The organism is Bacillus sp. 22446, from assembly GCF_052044955.1.
Lineage (GTDB): Bacteria > Bacillota > Bacilli > Bacillales > Bacillaceae > Bacillus > Bacillus altitudinis.
Window position 1 is genome coordinate 355,852 of sequence record NZ_JBQEOD010000001.1, and the last position, 13,971, is coordinate 369,822.

19 protein-coding genes and 2 riboswitches are annotated in these 13,971 nt (G+C 41.2%); of the genes, 6 read left to right on the forward strand and 13 right to left on the reverse strand.

What is annotated here, in order from left to right:
• Positions 1 to 30: 30 nt before the first annotated feature.
• A complete protein-coding gene (locus ACTJJD_RS01915; RefSeq protein ID WP_017357972.1) occupies positions 31 to 867 on the reverse strand; it encodes a lipoate--protein ligase family protein in 837 nt (278 codons plus the stop codon).
• Positions 868 to 1,086: 219 nt separating this feature from the next.
• Between ACTJJD_RS01915 and ACTJJD_RS01920 the strand changes: the two genes are divergently transcribed.
• Complete coding sequence (locus ACTJJD_RS01920; RefSeq protein WP_110487391.1) at positions 1,087 to 1,467, forward strand: rhodanese-like domain-containing protein; 381 nt, start codon at positions 1,087 to 1,089, stop codon at positions 1,465 to 1,467.
• 39 nt (positions 1,468 to 1,506) lie between these two features.
• Here ACTJJD_RS01920 and gcvPB read toward each other — a convergent pair whose 3' ends face one another.
• Genes gcvPB through gcvT form a run of 3 tightly spaced genes read right to left on the reverse strand, consistent with a single transcriptional unit; the run spans position 1,507 to position 5,420 of the window.
• On the reverse strand, positions 1,507 to 2,967 hold the full coding sequence (gene gcvPB, locus ACTJJD_RS01925; protein ID WP_035390797.1) for an aminomethyl-transferring glycine dehydrogenase subunit GcvPB: 1,461 nt from the start codon (positions 2,965 to 2,967) through the stop codon (positions 1,507 to 1,509).
• On the reverse strand, positions 2,960 to 4,306 hold the full coding sequence (gene gcvPA / locus ACTJJD_RS01930) for an aminomethyl-transferring glycine dehydrogenase subunit GcvPA (protein ID WP_345910964.1): 1,347 nt from the start codon (positions 4,304 to 4,306) through the stop codon (positions 2,960 to 2,962). Before gcvPA ends, gcvPB begins: the two co-directional genes overlap by 8 nt.
• Positions 4,307 to 4,322: 16 nt before the next feature.
• On the reverse strand, positions 4,323 to 5,420 hold the full coding sequence (gene gcvT, locus ACTJJD_RS01935; protein WP_019743009.1) for a glycine cleavage system aminomethyltransferase GcvT: 1,098 nt from the start codon (positions 5,418 to 5,420) through the stop codon (positions 4,323 to 4,325).
• A gap of 104 nt (positions 5,421 to 5,524) precedes the next feature.
• A riboswitch (glycine riboswitch) is annotated at positions 5,525 to 5,620 on the reverse strand.
• A 3-nt stretch (positions 5,621 to 5,623) separates the two neighbouring features.
• A riboswitch (glycine riboswitch) is annotated at positions 5,624 to 5,731 on the reverse strand.
• A gap of 250 nt (positions 5,732 to 5,981) precedes the next feature.
• On the opposite strand from gcvT, the gene ACTJJD_RS01940 reads away from it, so the two are divergent.
• The 4 genes from ACTJJD_RS01940 to sinR all read left to right on the forward strand — a co-directional run bounded on the left by ACTJJD_RS01940 (position 5,982) and on the right by sinR (position 9,182).
• A complete protein-coding gene (locus ACTJJD_RS01940; protein WP_440600370.1) occupies positions 5,982 to 7,652 on the forward strand; it encodes a DEAD/DEAH box helicase in 1,671 nt (556 codons plus the stop codon).
• A 14-nt stretch (positions 7,653 to 7,666) separates the two neighbouring features.
• Entirely contained in the window at positions 7,667 to 8,464 is a 798-nt protein-coding gene (locus ACTJJD_RS01945) for a YqhG family protein (RefSeq protein ID WP_007501215.1), read from the forward strand.
• Positions 8,465 to 8,648: 184 nt separating this feature from the next.
• Positions 8,649 to 8,813, forward strand: a complete 165-nt coding sequence (locus ACTJJD_RS01950) for an anti-repressor SinI family protein (RefSeq protein ID WP_008342197.1) — start codon at positions 8,649 to 8,651, stop codon at positions 8,811 to 8,813.
• Between the two features lie 33 nt (positions 8,814 to 8,846).
• Complete coding sequence (gene sinR, locus ACTJJD_RS01955) at positions 8,847 to 9,182, forward strand: transcriptional regulator SinR (RefSeq protein WP_017357978.1); 336 nt, start codon at positions 8,847 to 8,849, stop codon at positions 9,180 to 9,182.
• A gap of 67 nt (positions 9,183 to 9,249) precedes the next feature.
• Here the strand turns inward: sinR and tasA are convergent, their stop codons facing one another.
• Genes tasA through tapA form a run of 3 tightly spaced genes read right to left on the reverse strand, consistent with a single transcriptional unit; the run spans position 9,250 to position 11,258 of the window.
• Positions 9,250 to 10,050, reverse strand: coding sequence for a biofilm matrix protein TasA (gene tasA, locus ACTJJD_RS01960; RefSeq protein ID WP_008342195.1), 801 nt, complete (start codon positions 10,048 to 10,050; stop codon positions 9,250 to 9,252).
• A 58-nt stretch (positions 10,051 to 10,108) separates the two neighbouring features.
• Positions 10,109 to 10,681: a signal peptidase I SipW gene (gene sipW / locus ACTJJD_RS01965; protein WP_017357979.1), complete on the reverse strand. Its 573-nt coding sequence runs from the start codon at positions 10,679 to 10,681 to the stop codon at positions 10,109 to 10,111.
• A 49-nt stretch (positions 10,682 to 10,730) separates the two neighbouring features.
• Positions 10,731 to 11,258 (reverse strand): amyloid fiber anchoring/assembly protein TapA, encoded by a 528-nt coding sequence (gene tapA / locus ACTJJD_RS01970; protein WP_073413951.1) that lies wholly within the window; start codon positions 11,256 to 11,258, stop codon positions 10,731 to 10,733.
• Between the two features lie 252 nt (positions 11,259 to 11,510).
• Here tapA and ACTJJD_RS01975 point away from each other — a divergent pair, with 252 nt between their 5' ends.
• Complete coding sequence (locus ACTJJD_RS01975; protein WP_242730660.1) at positions 11,511 to 11,837, forward strand: DUF3889 domain-containing protein; 327 nt, start codon at positions 11,511 to 11,513, stop codon at positions 11,835 to 11,837.
• Between the two features lie 34 nt (positions 11,838 to 11,871).
• Here the strand turns inward: ACTJJD_RS01975 and ACTJJD_RS01980 are convergent, their stop codons facing one another.
• The 6 genes from ACTJJD_RS01980 to comGC are packed head-to-tail and all read right to left on the reverse strand — an operon-like array spanning position 11,872 to position 13,970.
• Positions 11,872 to 12,060: a YqzE family protein gene (locus ACTJJD_RS01980; RefSeq protein ID WP_008360237.1), complete on the reverse strand. Its 189-nt coding sequence runs from the start codon at positions 12,058 to 12,060 to the stop codon at positions 11,872 to 11,874.
• Positions 12,061 to 12,120: 60 nt separating this feature from the next.
• Positions 12,121 to 12,504 carry a competence type IV pilus minor pilin ComGG gene (locus tag ACTJJD_RS01985; protein ID WP_242730662.1) on the reverse strand — a complete coding sequence of 128 codons (384 nt, stop codon included), beginning with the start codon at positions 12,502 to 12,504 and terminating at the stop codon, positions 12,121 to 12,123.
• The gene (gene comGF, locus ACTJJD_RS01990) at positions 12,501 to 12,998 is read right to left on the reverse strand and encodes a competence type IV pilus minor pilin ComGF (RefSeq protein ID WP_242730664.1); all 498 of its coding nucleotides are present in this window, start codon (positions 12,996 to 12,998) and stop codon (positions 12,501 to 12,503) included. Before comGF ends, ACTJJD_RS01985 begins: the two co-directional genes overlap by 4 nt.
• Positions 12,940 to 13,254, reverse strand: coding sequence for a competence type IV pilus minor pilin ComGE (gene comGE / locus ACTJJD_RS01995; RefSeq protein WP_341275286.1), 315 nt, complete (start codon positions 13,252 to 13,254; stop codon positions 12,940 to 12,942). The genes comGF and comGE overlap by 59 nt, the downstream gene beginning before the upstream one ends.
• Entirely contained in the window at positions 13,238 to 13,684 is a 447-nt protein-coding gene (gene comGD / locus ACTJJD_RS02000; RefSeq protein ID WP_440608054.1) for a competence type IV pilus minor pilin ComGD, read from the reverse strand. The genes comGE and comGD overlap by 17 nt, the downstream gene beginning before the upstream one ends.
• Positions 13,677 to 13,970, reverse strand: a complete 294-nt coding sequence (gene comGC, locus ACTJJD_RS02005) for a competence type IV pilus major pilin ComGC (protein ID WP_008342186.1) — start codon at positions 13,968 to 13,970, stop codon at positions 13,677 to 13,679. The genes comGD and comGC overlap by 8 nt, the downstream gene beginning before the upstream one ends.
• Position 13,971 lies beyond the last annotated feature (1 nt).

Consider the following 13,971-nt stretch of genomic DNA (forward strand, 5'->3'; position numbering starts at 1 on the left):
CCCATTAAAAAACAAGAAGAGTCCTTCGTCTTAACGCTTGTAATTCCAATCATCTGTGGCGTATTTCGTTTTGGCGAGGTGATGAACAAATGCCAACTCTTCATCTGTCAGCTCATAAGGCACAAGCTCGATATTTAATCCTTTTTCAAACCCTCGTTTAAATGCAACACGCGCATCGTCTATCGTACATGTTCGATCTGAAATTTCATTGATCGCCACCGCTTTGTTTTTAAAGCTGCGCTGCATCCGCTCTCTCACCCGGTCGTTTGGATACAGAAATAAATCAAACAATTTGTCCTCATCAAGATCAATTAAGATCGAGCCATGCTGGAGGATCACACCTTTTTGTCTTGTTTGCGCACTGCCTGCTACTTTTCTACCTTCTACAACAAGCTCGTACCATGAAGGCGCATCAAAACATACAGACGATCTTGGATTTTTTAAGCTTTCTTTTTCTTTTTCTGTACGAGGAATGGCAAAATATGCATCGAGTCCTAGTTCTTTAAAGCCCTCTAAAATCCCTTCTGAAATGACGCGGTATGCCTCTGTCACCGTCGCCGGCATCTCTGGGTGCTCTTCTGACACGATCACACTGTAAGTCAATTCCTGATCATGAAGAACGCCGCGGCCTCCTGTAGGCCTGCGAACAAATCCAAGACCATAGCGCTCAACCGCTTCCATGTTGATTTCTTTTTCAACATGTTGAAAATATCCAACAGATAATGTCGCTGGATTCCAACCATAAAAACGGATCACAGGCGGGATCAGCTTCTCGCTATGCCAATAAAGCAAGGCTTCGTCCATTGCCATGTTAAAGGCAGGGTCTTGGTTTCCTGTATCAATGAAACACCATTTCTCTTTTTGCATATAAAATCCCTTCTCTTTTACTTAGTCAATGTTAGATAATGGTGGTGACCACCGATTTTCTCTCTTCATCAGTCTATCAAATAGGGAAGGAATTGAAAATAATTCTTACCATTTATGATGACAAGTTTCTTTTGCTTTACTATAATAGTATTTGTCTAAAACGTACCATCAGACAGGTGACTGTGCTGATGCTCAAGAAGGAGTCGAGTCGTATTGCCAATATTCAACTATATCGTCCTCGCACTTTGTGGACTTTTCGTTCTTTATTCCATCGGCAGTTACATTTATCAGCAGCGCATAATGAAAACGCTGACGGAAGCAGAATTTATCAAAGGTTACCGCAAAGCCCAACTCATTGATGTGAGAGAACCAAATGAGTTTGAAGGTGGACATATTTTAGGCGCAAGAAACATTCCCCTTTCACAATTAAAGCAGCGCAAAAATGAAATACGTCCTGACAAGCCTGTTTATCTCTATTGCCAAAATAATTTGAGAAGCGGAAAGGCTGCTCAAACGTTACGTAAAAATGGCTGTCGTGAGATTTATAATTTAAAGGGCGGCTTTAAAAAATGGGGCGGCCGCATTAAAACAAAGAACTAACAAAAAAGACTCTGGGAGCTAATGCCCCCATGAGTCTTTTTATTTTCTTTCAAAAACCAGCACTGGATTCCGTGCAGCCTTTGTTTCATCCATTCGTTTCACAACGGTTGTATGTGGTGCTTCCTGTACGATTTCTGGGTTCTCTTCCGCTTCTTTTGCAATTTGAATCATCGCTTCAATAAATGCATCAAGGGTTTCTTTTGATTCTGTTTCAGTTGGTTCAATCATGATACATTCCTCTACATTTAGCGGGAAGTAAATCGTTGGCGGATGATAGCCAAAATCAAGTAATCGTTTGGCAATATCAAGCGTCCGCACACCTAGTTTCTTTTGACGTTTACCTGAAAGGACAAATTCATGCTTACAGTGACGGTCAAATGGCAAATCATAATGAGCACATAAGCGGCGCATCATATAGTTTGCATTCAACACCGCATGATCCGTTACAGCCTTTAAGCCGTCTGGTCCCATAGAGCGGATATACGCATACGCTCTGACATTGATACCAAAGTTCCCATAGAACGGTTTCACACGGCCGATGGATTCTGGACGATCGTAATCAAAGAAATAACGACCTTCTTTCTTCACAAGCACTGGCTTTGGCAAATATGGAATCAAATCCTTTTTCACGCCAACTGGACCTGAACCGGGGCCTCCTCCTCCGTGTGGACCTGTAAAGGTTTTATGAAGATTTAAGTGAACCACATCAAATCCCATATCCCCCGGTCTTGCTCTGCTTAATACAGCATTTAAGTTCGCTCCATCATAATAAAGCTTCCCGCCTGCTCCGTGGACGATTTCAGCCATTTCTAAAATATTTTCTTCAAAAAGGCCGAGTGTATTTGGATTTGTGAGCATGAGAGCCGCTGTTTCTTCATTGACAACACGGCGCAGGTCGTCTAAATCGACAAGCCCATGTTCATTAGATGCCACCGTAATCGTTTCAAATCCAGCTACTGTTGCAGATGCGGGATTTGTTCCATGAGCAGAATCAGGCACGATGACTTTTGTTCGTTTAAGATCTCCTCTTGCTTCATGGTATGCACGAATCATCATGAGCCCCGTCCATTCGCCATGTGCTCCTGCCGCAGGCTGTAATGTCACGGCGTCCATTCCTGTAATTTCTTCTAAATGGTCACCTAAATCATAAAGTAACTCTAATGCACCTTGCACAGTGTCTGCCTCTTGAAGTGGATGCACATGCGAGAAACCTGCAAGACGTGCCACCTTTTCGTTAATCTTTGGATTATATTTCATCGTACAAGAGCCTAGGGGATAAAAGCCAGAATCGACCCCGTGATTACGCCTAGATAATGCTGTGTAGTGACGCATAATATCCAGTTCAGAAACCTCTGGCAGCTTAGCATCTTCATGGCGGATATACGCTTCATCAAATAAATCTGGGAGCTTCTCCTCAGGTACGTCTAAATCAGGCAGGCTGTAACCAATTCTTCCTTCTTTGGATAATTCAAAAATAAGCGGCTGATCTTGTTTATTCATGACGATCCCCCAATTCCTTGATGAACGTATCAATTTCTTCTTTTGTTCTTAGTTCTGTCACAGCGACGAGCATATGCTGCTGAAGCTCTGGATAATCCCGTCCCAAGTCATATCCGCCGATGATTCCTTTTTTAAGCAATCGCTCATTCGCTTCTTTCACAGGTTCATTCAGTTTCAACACAAATTCATTAAAATGAGCACCCTCTATTTCAGCCTGTAACCCATGTTTTTCTGCCTGCGTCTTGGCATAATGGGCTTTTTGTACGTTTTGATAGGCAATGTCTTTGATGCCTGTTTTCCCAAGCGCCGTCATCGCAACAGAAGCGGCTAACGCATTTAATGCTTGGTTTGAACAAATATTTGAAGTCGCTTTGTCTCTTCGGATATGCTGCTCGCGCGCTTGAAGGGTCAGCACAAATCCTCGCACACCGTTCTCGTCTTCTGTTTGCCCGACTAAACGCCCCGGCACTTTTCGCATTAATTTTTTCGTCACAGCGAAATATCCACAATGAGGTCCGCCAAATGCAGCTGGAATGCCAAATGGCTGCGCATCACCAACGACAATATCTGCCCCAAGCTTTCCTGGTGGTGTCAGTAAACCAAGTGCAAGCGGGTTACTTGAGACGATGAATAAACTTTTCCCTTTATGCGCAATCGGTTCAATGTCCTTTAATGGTTCAACAACACCGAAGAAGTTTGGGTATTGTACAAGGACCGCTGCTGTTTCGTCGCAGACGGCTTCTTCTAATGCAGCTAGATCGGTCTGACCTTTTCGCGCAGGTACCTCGACGACTTCAATATGCTGACCTTTCGCATATGTTTTCAGCACCGCTCTTGATTCAGGATGAACCGTCTCAGAAACCACAATCTTTTTCTTCTTTGTATGACCTGCAGCCAGCATCGCTGCTTCAGCTAATGACGTTCCGCCATCATACATCGAGGAATTGGCAAGATCCATACCGGTCAGCTCAGCAATCATTGTTTGAAATTCAAAGATTGCTTGCAATTCACCTTGAGAAATTTCAGGCTGATAAGGTGTGTACGCTGTATAAAATTCAGAACGTGAAATCACATGGTCGACAATCACAGGCTGGTAATGATCATACACACCAGCACCTAAAAACGAGGCATAGGCCACTGTATCTTTATTTTTTGCAGCAAGACGAGACAATTCCCGCACTAGCTCTGTTTCAGATGCGGCTTCTTTGATGTTGTACGCACCTTTGAATCTGACTTTCTCTGGGATATCTGAGAAAAGCTCATCAATTGACTGAACACCGATGACATCCAGCATTTCTTTTTGATCTTGCTCTGTTTGCGGCAAATACCTGTGCTTCATCCTCTATTCCTCCTCGTTATTTGGCTCTTTTATAAAATGGTGTGGCGACGATTTTGGCTTTTAGACGTTTTTTACGAACTTGCACTTCCACTTCTGTCCCAAGCTGCGCCTCTGATGTTTCAATCAAGGCAAGCCCAATATTTTTCTTTAATGTTGGAGATTGTGTACCGGTTGTGACTACACCAATCTGCTTATCTCCCGAGAAGACTGGATAGTCTGTCCGCGGAATCCCCTTATCTATCATTTCAATCCCGACAAGCTTTCGCTTCGGTCCTTCTTCTTTTTGTTTTTTAAGTGCATCTTTTCCGATAAAATCTGCTTCTTTATCCGTTTTAACAGCAAAACCAATGCCGCCTTCTAAAGGAGAAATATCCTTCGTGAGCTCTTGGCCATAAAGCGGAAGTCTTGCTTCAAATCTTAAGGTGTCACGTGCACCGAGTCCACATGGAATCAGTCCTTTCGGCTGTCCGGCTTCTAATAAAGCGGTCCAAAGGTGAACAGCATCTTCTGACTGGCAGTAGATTTCAAAGCCATCTTCTCCTGTGTAGCCGGTTCTTGATACAAGCACCTCTTTTTGCGCAATGATTGCTTTTGATAAAAACGTAAATGGCTTCAATGACGTTACCTCTTCATCCGCAACATCTTTGATGATGTCAGCAGCAAGAGGTCCTTGAAGGGCTAACAAGGCGGTTTGATCAGAGACATTTTTAATCGAAACGTCTTCCTCACCTTGATGTTTCAGCAGCCAATCCACATCTTTTTCAATATTTGAAGCATTGATCACAAGCAAATAGTTGTTCTTTTCTTTTTGGTAGACGAGCAGATCATCCACCGTTCCGCCATCTTCATAACACATGGCTGTATATAGTGCCTTACCGTCTGTCAGCTTTGACAGATCATTGGTTAATAACCTTTGTAAAAAAGGAAGGGCTCCCTGACCTGTGACTTCCACCTCACCCATGTGAGACACGTCAAACAGTCCTGCTTTTGTTCGAACAGCTTCATGTTCTTCTTTAATGGAAGAAAATTGGACAGGTAATTCCCAGCCCCCGAAGTCAATGGTTTTTGCGCCAAACGTTTCATACGCATGAAAAAGCGGTGTTCGTTTCAACATCAATCGTTTCCCCCTTTTTTCTTACAGTGCACATCACAAGCTGAATTTTCAGAAAAAAATCACAGCAAAAAAGGACAGAGCGCTCCCTTTTATCAAAAAGAAGTCTCTGTCCTTGCACCTGAAAGTTTACAGCACAACATCATTGTGCGTTTTCCCCTTTGGTGGTTTGCTAAAAATCGCTGCGCAAACACTCTCCAGAGTTGCGTCCGGTAAGAGTACTTTTGCCTGAGAGATTCACTGAACCAATTCAGCTTGCTCCTTCGGCGCCTGTCAGTGCAAAATAACCGCTAGGTCTCTCCCCATACCATCATCCGCTCATATTCTTCACCTTTATTGGACATACTATCAAAATGGGTGACTTATTCTCTAGATCACTTACCAACATCCTACCATTAGAAATGGATGAAGAGCAACAGAAAAATCATTAACATTTTTAAAATAATCATTCATAATCGTTCGCTTTTATTGATATATAACATCTTTTAAATCGCTATCAAAAAATGAAGCGTTTAAAAACAGAACGATTTTATCATCACTCTACCAGAAAGGCAGGCGGTCACATTGAATATTCAAACGATATTTGATCAAAAATGGGCAAGTGAATTTCAAAAGCGGCTTACAGCAGACGGCCCCTGGGCGAATTGGGATATGTACCGTTTAGCAGCACAGGTACAAAAAGTGACAGCCATTGATTCATTTGAAGGACTGCAAGCACCTGCGCACCTGCCTGCATTTACTCCTTTAAAACACCAGCTCGAAGTCGCTAGAAGAGTCGTAGAAGAGATGAATGGGAAAGCCATTTTAGCAGATGAAGTGGGTCTTGGAAAAACCGTTGAAGCAGGACTGATTATCAAAGAATACATGATTCGCGGACTTGCCAAAAAGATTCTCATTCTCGTACCCGCCTCCCTTGTGTCCCAATGGGTACAAGAACTGCGGACGAAATTTTACATAGATGCTGTCGAGCAAAAGAAGAGCTATGTGTGGGAGCAGTGCGATGTTGTGGTTTCCTCAATTGATACAGCCAAAAGACAGCCGCATCGAGACACGATCTTATCCATCTCCTACGATATGGTCATTATTGATGAAGCACACAAACTGAAAAACAATAAAACGAAAAACTATGAGTTTGTGAGAAATTTGAATAAAAAGTTCTGCCTACTGCTCACAGCCACACCTATCCAAAATCGGATAGGAGAAATTTTTAATCTCGTCTCTCTGTTGAAGCCAGGCCATTTAGGTAATGAAACACAATTTAAAGACCTCTTTGCCAAAAAAGACCTTCAACTTGAAGACCATGACCGGCTAAAACAGTTAGTCAATAAAGTCATGATTCGGAACCGGAGACAAGACACTGGCATCGAGTGGTCAAAGCGTCATGTGAAGACAATTTCTATTGATTTCTCCCCGACAGAACAAGCACTATATGATGAAATTTGTCAGTTAAAAGAAAACCCTTCCTATACGAAGCACATGTTTTCAATTATGACCTTAGAACGAGAATGCTGTTCGAGTCGTGAGGCCGTCTATATGACCATTAAAAAAATGCAAGAAGAGGAAAAACACATTCTAGGTGCTTCTGCGATGATGCACATCATGGAGAAAATCAACCAGGTAGAACAAAATTCTAAAGCAATTGAAGTCGTTAAACTCATTCAGCAATTAAATGAAAAAGTCATTATCTTCACTGAATACCGCGCGACACAAATTTATTTACAATGGTTTCTCCAGCAAAACGGCATCAGTTCGGTTCCTTTTCGAGGCGGGTTTAAACGGAGTAAAAAAGACTGGATGAAAGATTTATTTAGAGAGCGGGCGCAAGTGCTCATCGCAACAGAAGCAGGCGGCGAGGGGATCAACCTTCAATTTTGCAACCAAATCATCAACTACGACCTTCCGTGGAACCCAATGCGCTTGGAACAAAGAATTGGACGTATTCACCGGCTCGGTCAAGAGCGGGATGTCCACATTTACAATATGGCAACCAGCGGGACAGTCGAAGAACATATTTTAAAACTTTTATATGAAAAAATTCAGCTGTTTGAAAACGTCATTGGCGATCTAGATGATATTTTAACCCGAATTGATATCCAAGATGCTGAAACAGAATTGCATCAAATTCTCTTCCAGCACGAGTCTGACGTAGACATGAAAAAGAAATTAACCCAATTTGCTTCCTATTTAACAGAAACACAAACACCGTTTTTAGAAGAAAGACAGCAAGGTTCATAAAGGAGAGTTGACCAATGGAGCAGCGCGAGATTCACACATTTCTTCTCCGTTTCTTTCAGGCAAACCAATGCGACATACTTGAAGAAAGTGCAGGGCACCTGACCGTACAGCTGACAATCGAAATGGATAAATTGATCATGAACCGCCCTTTTTATTGGCATTGGCTCGAAAAAACGGGAGGCGTACCTGAGCCGCGGCAATTGACTTTGATCACCGATCAAAAAAAAGCTGATGACTCGGTCGAAGGAGAATTTGTCCACTTCGGCTCCCCTCGTTTATTCCAAATATTCGAGGTTGTGAAACAGCAAGGCCGTTTTATTCGGCTGTACGAAAAAGTCAGACCGCTCACAAACAGCCAGATCGCACTGGAGCCGTGGCTTGGTCTCAATGTCAAAATATCCTATCTGGCAGACCGTAAAAAAGACAAACTGCTGTCTCTTGGACTTCATCTAATACGCGGAGAAGTCATCGAACAATTTCAAGAGAAGCTGGAAGCGCGTGAGCTATCGTCTCAAATTCCTGATTATTGCTTCACAATGAGTACGATGATTAAGCCAGAGAGCGGCGTCAAACGGCTTTACAGCCTGATGGAACGTTATGCCAATGAAGAGCCGGATGATTGGGCGGTAAGAGCTGTTCAAAAGTGGAAAGAAGACTCGGAACTTTTAAACCAATTTTATGAAGGGACTTCAGACACATCTGTAGAATATGAAATAGAAAGACAAGCACTTAAAACTTTATACGAACCAAAAATCAGTCTTACGATTGAAAATGGCGGACTTTTTTACTTACAGCAAAAAAGAGGAGGCTGACTTAGCGAGTCTCCCTCCCTTTCATGTGATATCAAATTTTCGATCAATCAAAAGCAACGTTTGTCTGTTTGTATTGGGCGGAAACATGACGCAAGCAATCTATGAGGTCTTATCACCTGTGTTTTTCCATTTCATGCGTTAAGTGCCTGAAATACACGATTCAGTATTTTAGGAGGGTATTTGTATGGAAAAGAAAACGAAGTTATTAGACAGTGAATGGGTTCAATTATTACGCGAAGCGCGCAAAGCGGGACTAACAGTTGAAGAAGTCCGTCATTTTCTCAAATCACGCGAAAAGTCCTCTGAGTCTCCCCCTATGGCAAGAAGTCATTCTATCAAACCTTTCTGAATGTGCTATAATATCGAAAGGAAGGTGATGACATTGATTGGCCAGCGTATTAAACAATACCGCAATGAAAAAGGCTACTCACTATCAGAACTGGCCGAAAAGGCTGGGGTAGCGAAGTCTTATTTAAGTTCAATAGAAAGAAACTTGCAAACAAACCCCTCCATTCAATTTCTTGAAAAAGTCTCCGCTGTTCTGGACGTCTCGGTTCATACACTGTTAAACGAAAATGATGAAACCGAATACGATGGTCAATTAGATAGTGAATGGGAAAAACTAGTTCGAGATGCAATGACATCAGGGGTTTCGAAAAAGCAATTTCGTGAATTTTTAGATTATCAAATCTGGAAAAAAAAGCAAGAAGAGGAGTAATGCGCATATTTTAGCGCATACTCCTCCAATTGCTATGCAGATCTTGTTATCAGTCTAAAGACTGACTTTATTTTTTATCTTCGCTGTGTGCTTTTTCGTTTTCTTTCACGTAGCCTTTTTCATCCGTATGCTTTTTCGGATTGATCGTTAAACCATTCCACTGAGTCGCTTCGAAGGAAAGATCAACTTGAATCGCATCGCCTTGGTATTTATTTTGGATATAGTTACCCGCTTTATCCTTCGTCTGGTCATTGACAAATTCAATGATCATTTCCATTTTATCGTAATCAAACGGATTCTTTGGAATGCCGTCATACTCTGGAGCTGTTGATCCATCAACGGTGGCAACATTAATTTTACCACTTTCATGTAAAAACTTCTCATCGACGGCATGACGAAGCTTTTCAAATGCGGTCTGATCCTGCTTTGACGTTAATAGATGCAGGTCAAGCAGGTTTGCATGGTCTAAAATAATATTTTTCGGGTATCCATTCCCACCTTCGGCTCCAACCGTTAGAACACTCACCTGAAATTGGCTGAGGAATTCTTCAGCTGTATTCTTCCCGCCATTTTTCGCTGATGTTCCATCTTGAAACTGGCTATAATCAAGACTCATCAGCACTTGATTAATTGCAAGAGACCCTTTATTTTCAAAATTAAATTCCTTCTTTATACGGTCACCGGGTTTTATGTTCGCAAGGTTGATGGCGCCGGAATTCTCTTTTGCAGATAGATTCAGCTCTCCTGTAGAGTAGACCGCGTTTGCCGTCTCAACATCATTAAATGCAGCCCACGTTCCCCCGCCAATTAAAGCAAGACCTAACGCTCCCGATAAAACACCTAAACGAATTGATTTTTTCATTGCCATGATTGAACCCCCTAATAAATTGTTTTATTGAAACCTGATTTAGGTTACAAACGAAAATTTATGCTTGTTCCTCTGACATATGTAACTCAGCCGTATGTCTTCGATGTTTGGCAGCACCAACAAAATGAATGGTTGAATAAACAAGCAGCATCACCCCTGGAATAATGAGCAAAAGAGCGGTCCCAGCAGAAGTTCCTGCATACGAAAGAAGCTTTCCTGCATAAGGAATGTTCACGCCCGTATACTGCGCAGTCACTTGATTCGCTTTGACGAGCGTGCCGTCTTGATACATATTGTGGTCTCCTTTTGTCTCAAAGGCTTTATTTACTCCTTTTCCTTTCACCCCAACAATGCGGTGAGTCACAAAGGATTGGTCTTGCTTCGTTTGAAACGTAATAATATCCCCTTTTTTGAGTGTTTCAGGTGAGGTGACATGTTTCACAACAATCAATGAACCAGTCGAAAATTCCGGTTCCATTGATCCAGATAATACTTGCTTGAACTCATAACCAAAAATCTGAGGATCTCCGCCTGTTGTCCTTGATGACAACACGACAATAATACACACAATCATCATCGTGAAGACCAGCGCGTAAAGAATACTCCCAGACATTTTCATCCACTTTTTCATACCTTTCTCCCCTTTACATATCATGTTTCATTCAGCAGGCAAACCCTATTTAGGACGCCTTTTCTTGACAATTCGAAAGCTGCATATGTTGAGACGTAAAGAATGGCTTTTCAGAACCACCAAACCCTTTAGGATAATAGATTTTAAACACATAGATTCCATTTGTTTTTGCTTTAACTGCCGTGACAGTCGTCGTTTCTTCTGATGAGAGGGACTGTATAGCACCTTTTTCAATAACATGGCCATCTTGTAATGGCATCTGAACACTCTCTACTTTATGTAGTTCCCACTTCCATTCAGAGTGCGCGATGGGTTGTCCAATATTTTTTAGTGACATGCTCAGCTTTTGAGGCGCACAGACTGTCCCCTCAATGATCGTTTGATCGATCAGTTTCAAATGGCTTCTATCCCATTTCTTCGGCTGGCAATGCTGATCTGTCTCTTCGAAATTTTCACATGTTTTCATGACAAAGTTCGAATGCTCGACATCGTTAAAAGAAGCATTAGTAGACGTAATAAAAAAAGAAGTGAAAATCAAACAAATAGCACAAAATAGTACAAAGAGCAGCTGTTTCATTGAATCTTTCAACTCCTTGAACAATTGTTCTTTAAAAAGAACGATTACACTCAGTATAAGGAATTACCTATAAAATCCAAAACGTCAAATTAGTCCATTTTGTTCTTAAACAAGAACATTACCGAGAAAATTCTTCCATTTTCTCATTCTTTCGCCATATTCAATATTTTTTTCTGTGACATTTGTACTTCTTAAAAATTTACATAAAAGTGCAGGATTTGGTCAGGATAATAATTGGTGAGGTGATGTTAGTTGAAATATGGAAGAATCATGATCATGCTCAGTTTACTGTTAAGCCCCTTGATACAAAGCGCCCATCTAGCTGATGCAAAAGGAATCACTGCTGCCGCAGATCAATGGGAAACAAGGGCAGTCAAAGAAGCAAAAAAACGGTATCCGTTAGCACATGTTTTATTCAAACAAAAAGTGTGGGATCGGCACCGGGAGAAAGAAACTGTGAAGCAATATCATATTACGTTGAAAGATCAGGCCAAAGAATTTGGGGTATATGTCACCATTTCCTATAACCCTTACTCGAACAAGGTCAATAAAGTCATTGTTGTGGAAGAATACAGCTAAAATGGCATTAAAAAAACCGCCTGCTGGCGGCTTTTTACTTTTGTCGATGACGTTTTTTTAGCATCATTGAAAAGCCAAAAGGCAGAACACCGAATAAACGCTGAGAAAATGGTGGTTTTGTCTCCATTTTTTCCTGTTTATGTTCTTTCCGCTCGTCACGTGGTGTATTCATATATTTAATAATTTCCTGCGTCATATATTTTACATAATCATTTGTCTTCATCGAACACTCACCTCTTCTTCCTTAAAGTGTTACCAAGAAGAGTATCGTTTTATACACTCGCTAATAAGTGCTGATCCATTGATTGATTTCTCCTGTCTCCTTATTCATCTCTAGTTCCCGCTCGTCAGTTACACCACCCTTTGTCTCGATGTTAACCAAGAGGCGGACTAGCTTTTTTCTGTCATCACACCCAATTCGCTTCAACGTCACTCGACCTTCTTCTGTGACAATTGGGCTCAATGGCTGATTACAAATACGATTTAATTTGTTTGCAGCTTCACTTAGACCTAAACGAAATAACTGCTGTTTTTGATAAAAAGAAATCGTGAGCTCTGCACTTTTCAACTCTTTTTGAAACCCAATGGTCATCGAGCCTAGAATCAATAAAAATAAAAGAATGACAGCAAATACGTGAGGATAAATAAACCCGTCTTCTCTTTTCACGTTTTAGGAATCACTCCTTTGTAAGTGAAAAAAACAGCTTCATGTACTTGACCAAATACATCTGTGACTTGGAGAGTGGTGGTTTGCTCTTTTGTTCTTACATGGAATTGTTTCACCTTTTGTAATAAAGGGAGATGGCCTGCCTGATCCGTTCGTTTACGAAGCATCTCTTGATACGGCTCAATCGTCACCACTCGCCCTTGACTTGAAATATACTCCAGAGCTGTTCCATTTTTCACCGCTCTTACAGCGACAGCACAATTTAGATCCTCCTCTAATTGCAGGACCGTTTGTTTCCACTCCATTTGCGAAAATTTGTTGATTTCTGCAAACGGATGAGTTTTTTCAACAATTGATAAAAGCAGCATGCAGCCAAAAGAAAGCAGCAAAAATAGCTGCAATTGCCATATTGCTTGAGCGAGTGTAAATCCTTGTTCATCGCTCCAAATGTCGAAAGCAAATCGTCTTCTTTTTTTGTACTTTGTATGAAACACATCCCTTCTCCTGACCCCAAATGAATTCATATGTGATCTCGCCTCGTTTCTTTGTACTTGATTCATTTTGACCTACTATAAAAGCTTTATTCATATACTCATGTAAGATTTGATAAGCTTCAAGTTTAGCCCTTAATTCTTCTTTCCCAATTGTCAGTTTTTCAAAGGATGGCGCGAGCACAAGAGCAGCAAATAAAAAGAGGTGGCAAGAAAAGAGCATCTCAAACGTACTAAATCCTTTATTGTTGCTGAACATGAATCCGCCCGCTCCCTAAGTAAATCGTGAGTTTATATATTTGACTGCCAAATTGAACAATGAGAGAACCGCCGCTATTTGGATGTCCGTTTTTATTAAAGTGAAGGCCTTTTTGAAATGTGGATTGCTTGATGGTGCCTTTTTTATGTGGATTAGAAGCAATGATCTGCTCACTATTCTGCTCGATGACTTGATAAGATACATTGGGCGGGTGAAACTCAACAGTTACTCGTGTTTTTTTAATAAATGCAGTATAAGATGCCAATTGAAGATCTTGTTTTAGCAAGTTCACTTGCTTTTTTGCTTCAGCACTTTCTAATACATTGGGCACTTTTCCACCTATTATCGATAATAAGATAGAGAAAATCATGACGATCAAGAGATGCTCAATGAGTGTAAATCCTTTCTCCTGGAAAAGCGATTTATTCATTTTTCACATCGCCGTTTTGAATGAAAATTGCTTTTCCATTTGGACAAGTTAATCCTTTTTTGACATAGCCTTCTTTTTCTAATTCAGCTAAAGATGGCGTCTTGCCGTCATGCTCTAATTCATATGCCATTACCTGTGTACTCACCATTGATTTCAGCCCTTCACAGCCCTTTGCTTGAATGCTTTGATGATGCCGAGTGATATTTGGAATGGTGATCAATAGAAGAATGGAGATCACAAGCATGACAATTAACATTTCTAACAGTGTAAATCCTTTATCATTCATG

What these genes read in the sequence shown, in the direction of transcription:
- ACTJJD_RS01915 (WP_017357972.1), bottom strand. Translation starts at nt 867, where the DNA reads ATGCAAAAAGAGAAATGGTGTTTCATTGATACAGGAAACCAAGACCCT.
- gcvPB (WP_035390797.1), bottom strand. Translation starts at nt 2,967, where the DNA reads ATGAATAAACAAGATCAGCCGCTTATTTTTGAATTATCCAAAGAAGGA.
- gcvPA (WP_345910964.1), bottom strand. Translation starts at nt 4,306, where the DNA reads ATGAAGCACAGGTATTTGCCGCAAACAGAGCAAGATCAAAAAGAAATG.
- gcvT (WP_019743009.1), bottom strand. Translation starts at nt 5,420, where the DNA reads ATGTTGAAACGAACACCGCTTTTTCATGCGTATGAAACGTTTGGCGCA.
- ACTJJD_RS01945 (WP_007501215.1), top strand. Translation starts at nt 7,667, where the DNA reads ATGGAGCAGCGCGAGATTCACACATTTCTTCTCCGTTTCTTTCAGGCA.
- ACTJJD_RS01950 (WP_008342197.1), top strand. Translation starts at nt 8,649, where the DNA reads ATGGAAAAGAAAACGAAGTTATTAGACAGTGAATGGGTTCAATTATTA.
- tasA (WP_008342195.1), bottom strand. Translation starts at nt 10,050, where the DNA reads ATGGCAATGAAAAAATCAATTCGTTTAGGTGTTTTATCGGGAGCGTTA.
- sipW (WP_017357979.1), bottom strand. Translation starts at nt 10,681, where the DNA reads ATGAAAAAGTGGATGAAAATGTCTGGGAGTATTCTTTACGCGCTGGTC.
- tapA (WP_073413951.1), bottom strand. Translation starts at nt 11,258, where the DNA reads ATGAAACAGCTGCTCTTTGTACTATTTTGTGCTATTTGTTTGATTTTC.
- ACTJJD_RS01980 (WP_008360237.1), bottom strand. Translation starts at nt 12,060, where the DNA reads ATGAAGACAAATGATTATGTAAAATATATGACGCAGGAAATTATTAAA.
- comGE (WP_341275286.1), bottom strand. Translation starts at nt 13,254, where the DNA reads ATGTTCAGCAACAATAAAGGATTTAGTACGTTTGAGATGCTCTTTTCT.
- comGD (WP_440608054.1), bottom strand. Translation starts at nt 13,684, where the DNA reads ATGAATAAATCGCTTTTCCAGGAGAAAGGATTTACACTCATTGAGCAT.
- comGC (WP_008342186.1), bottom strand. Translation starts at nt 13,970, where the DNA reads ATGAATGATAAAGGATTTACACTGTTAGAAATGTTAATTGTCATGCTT.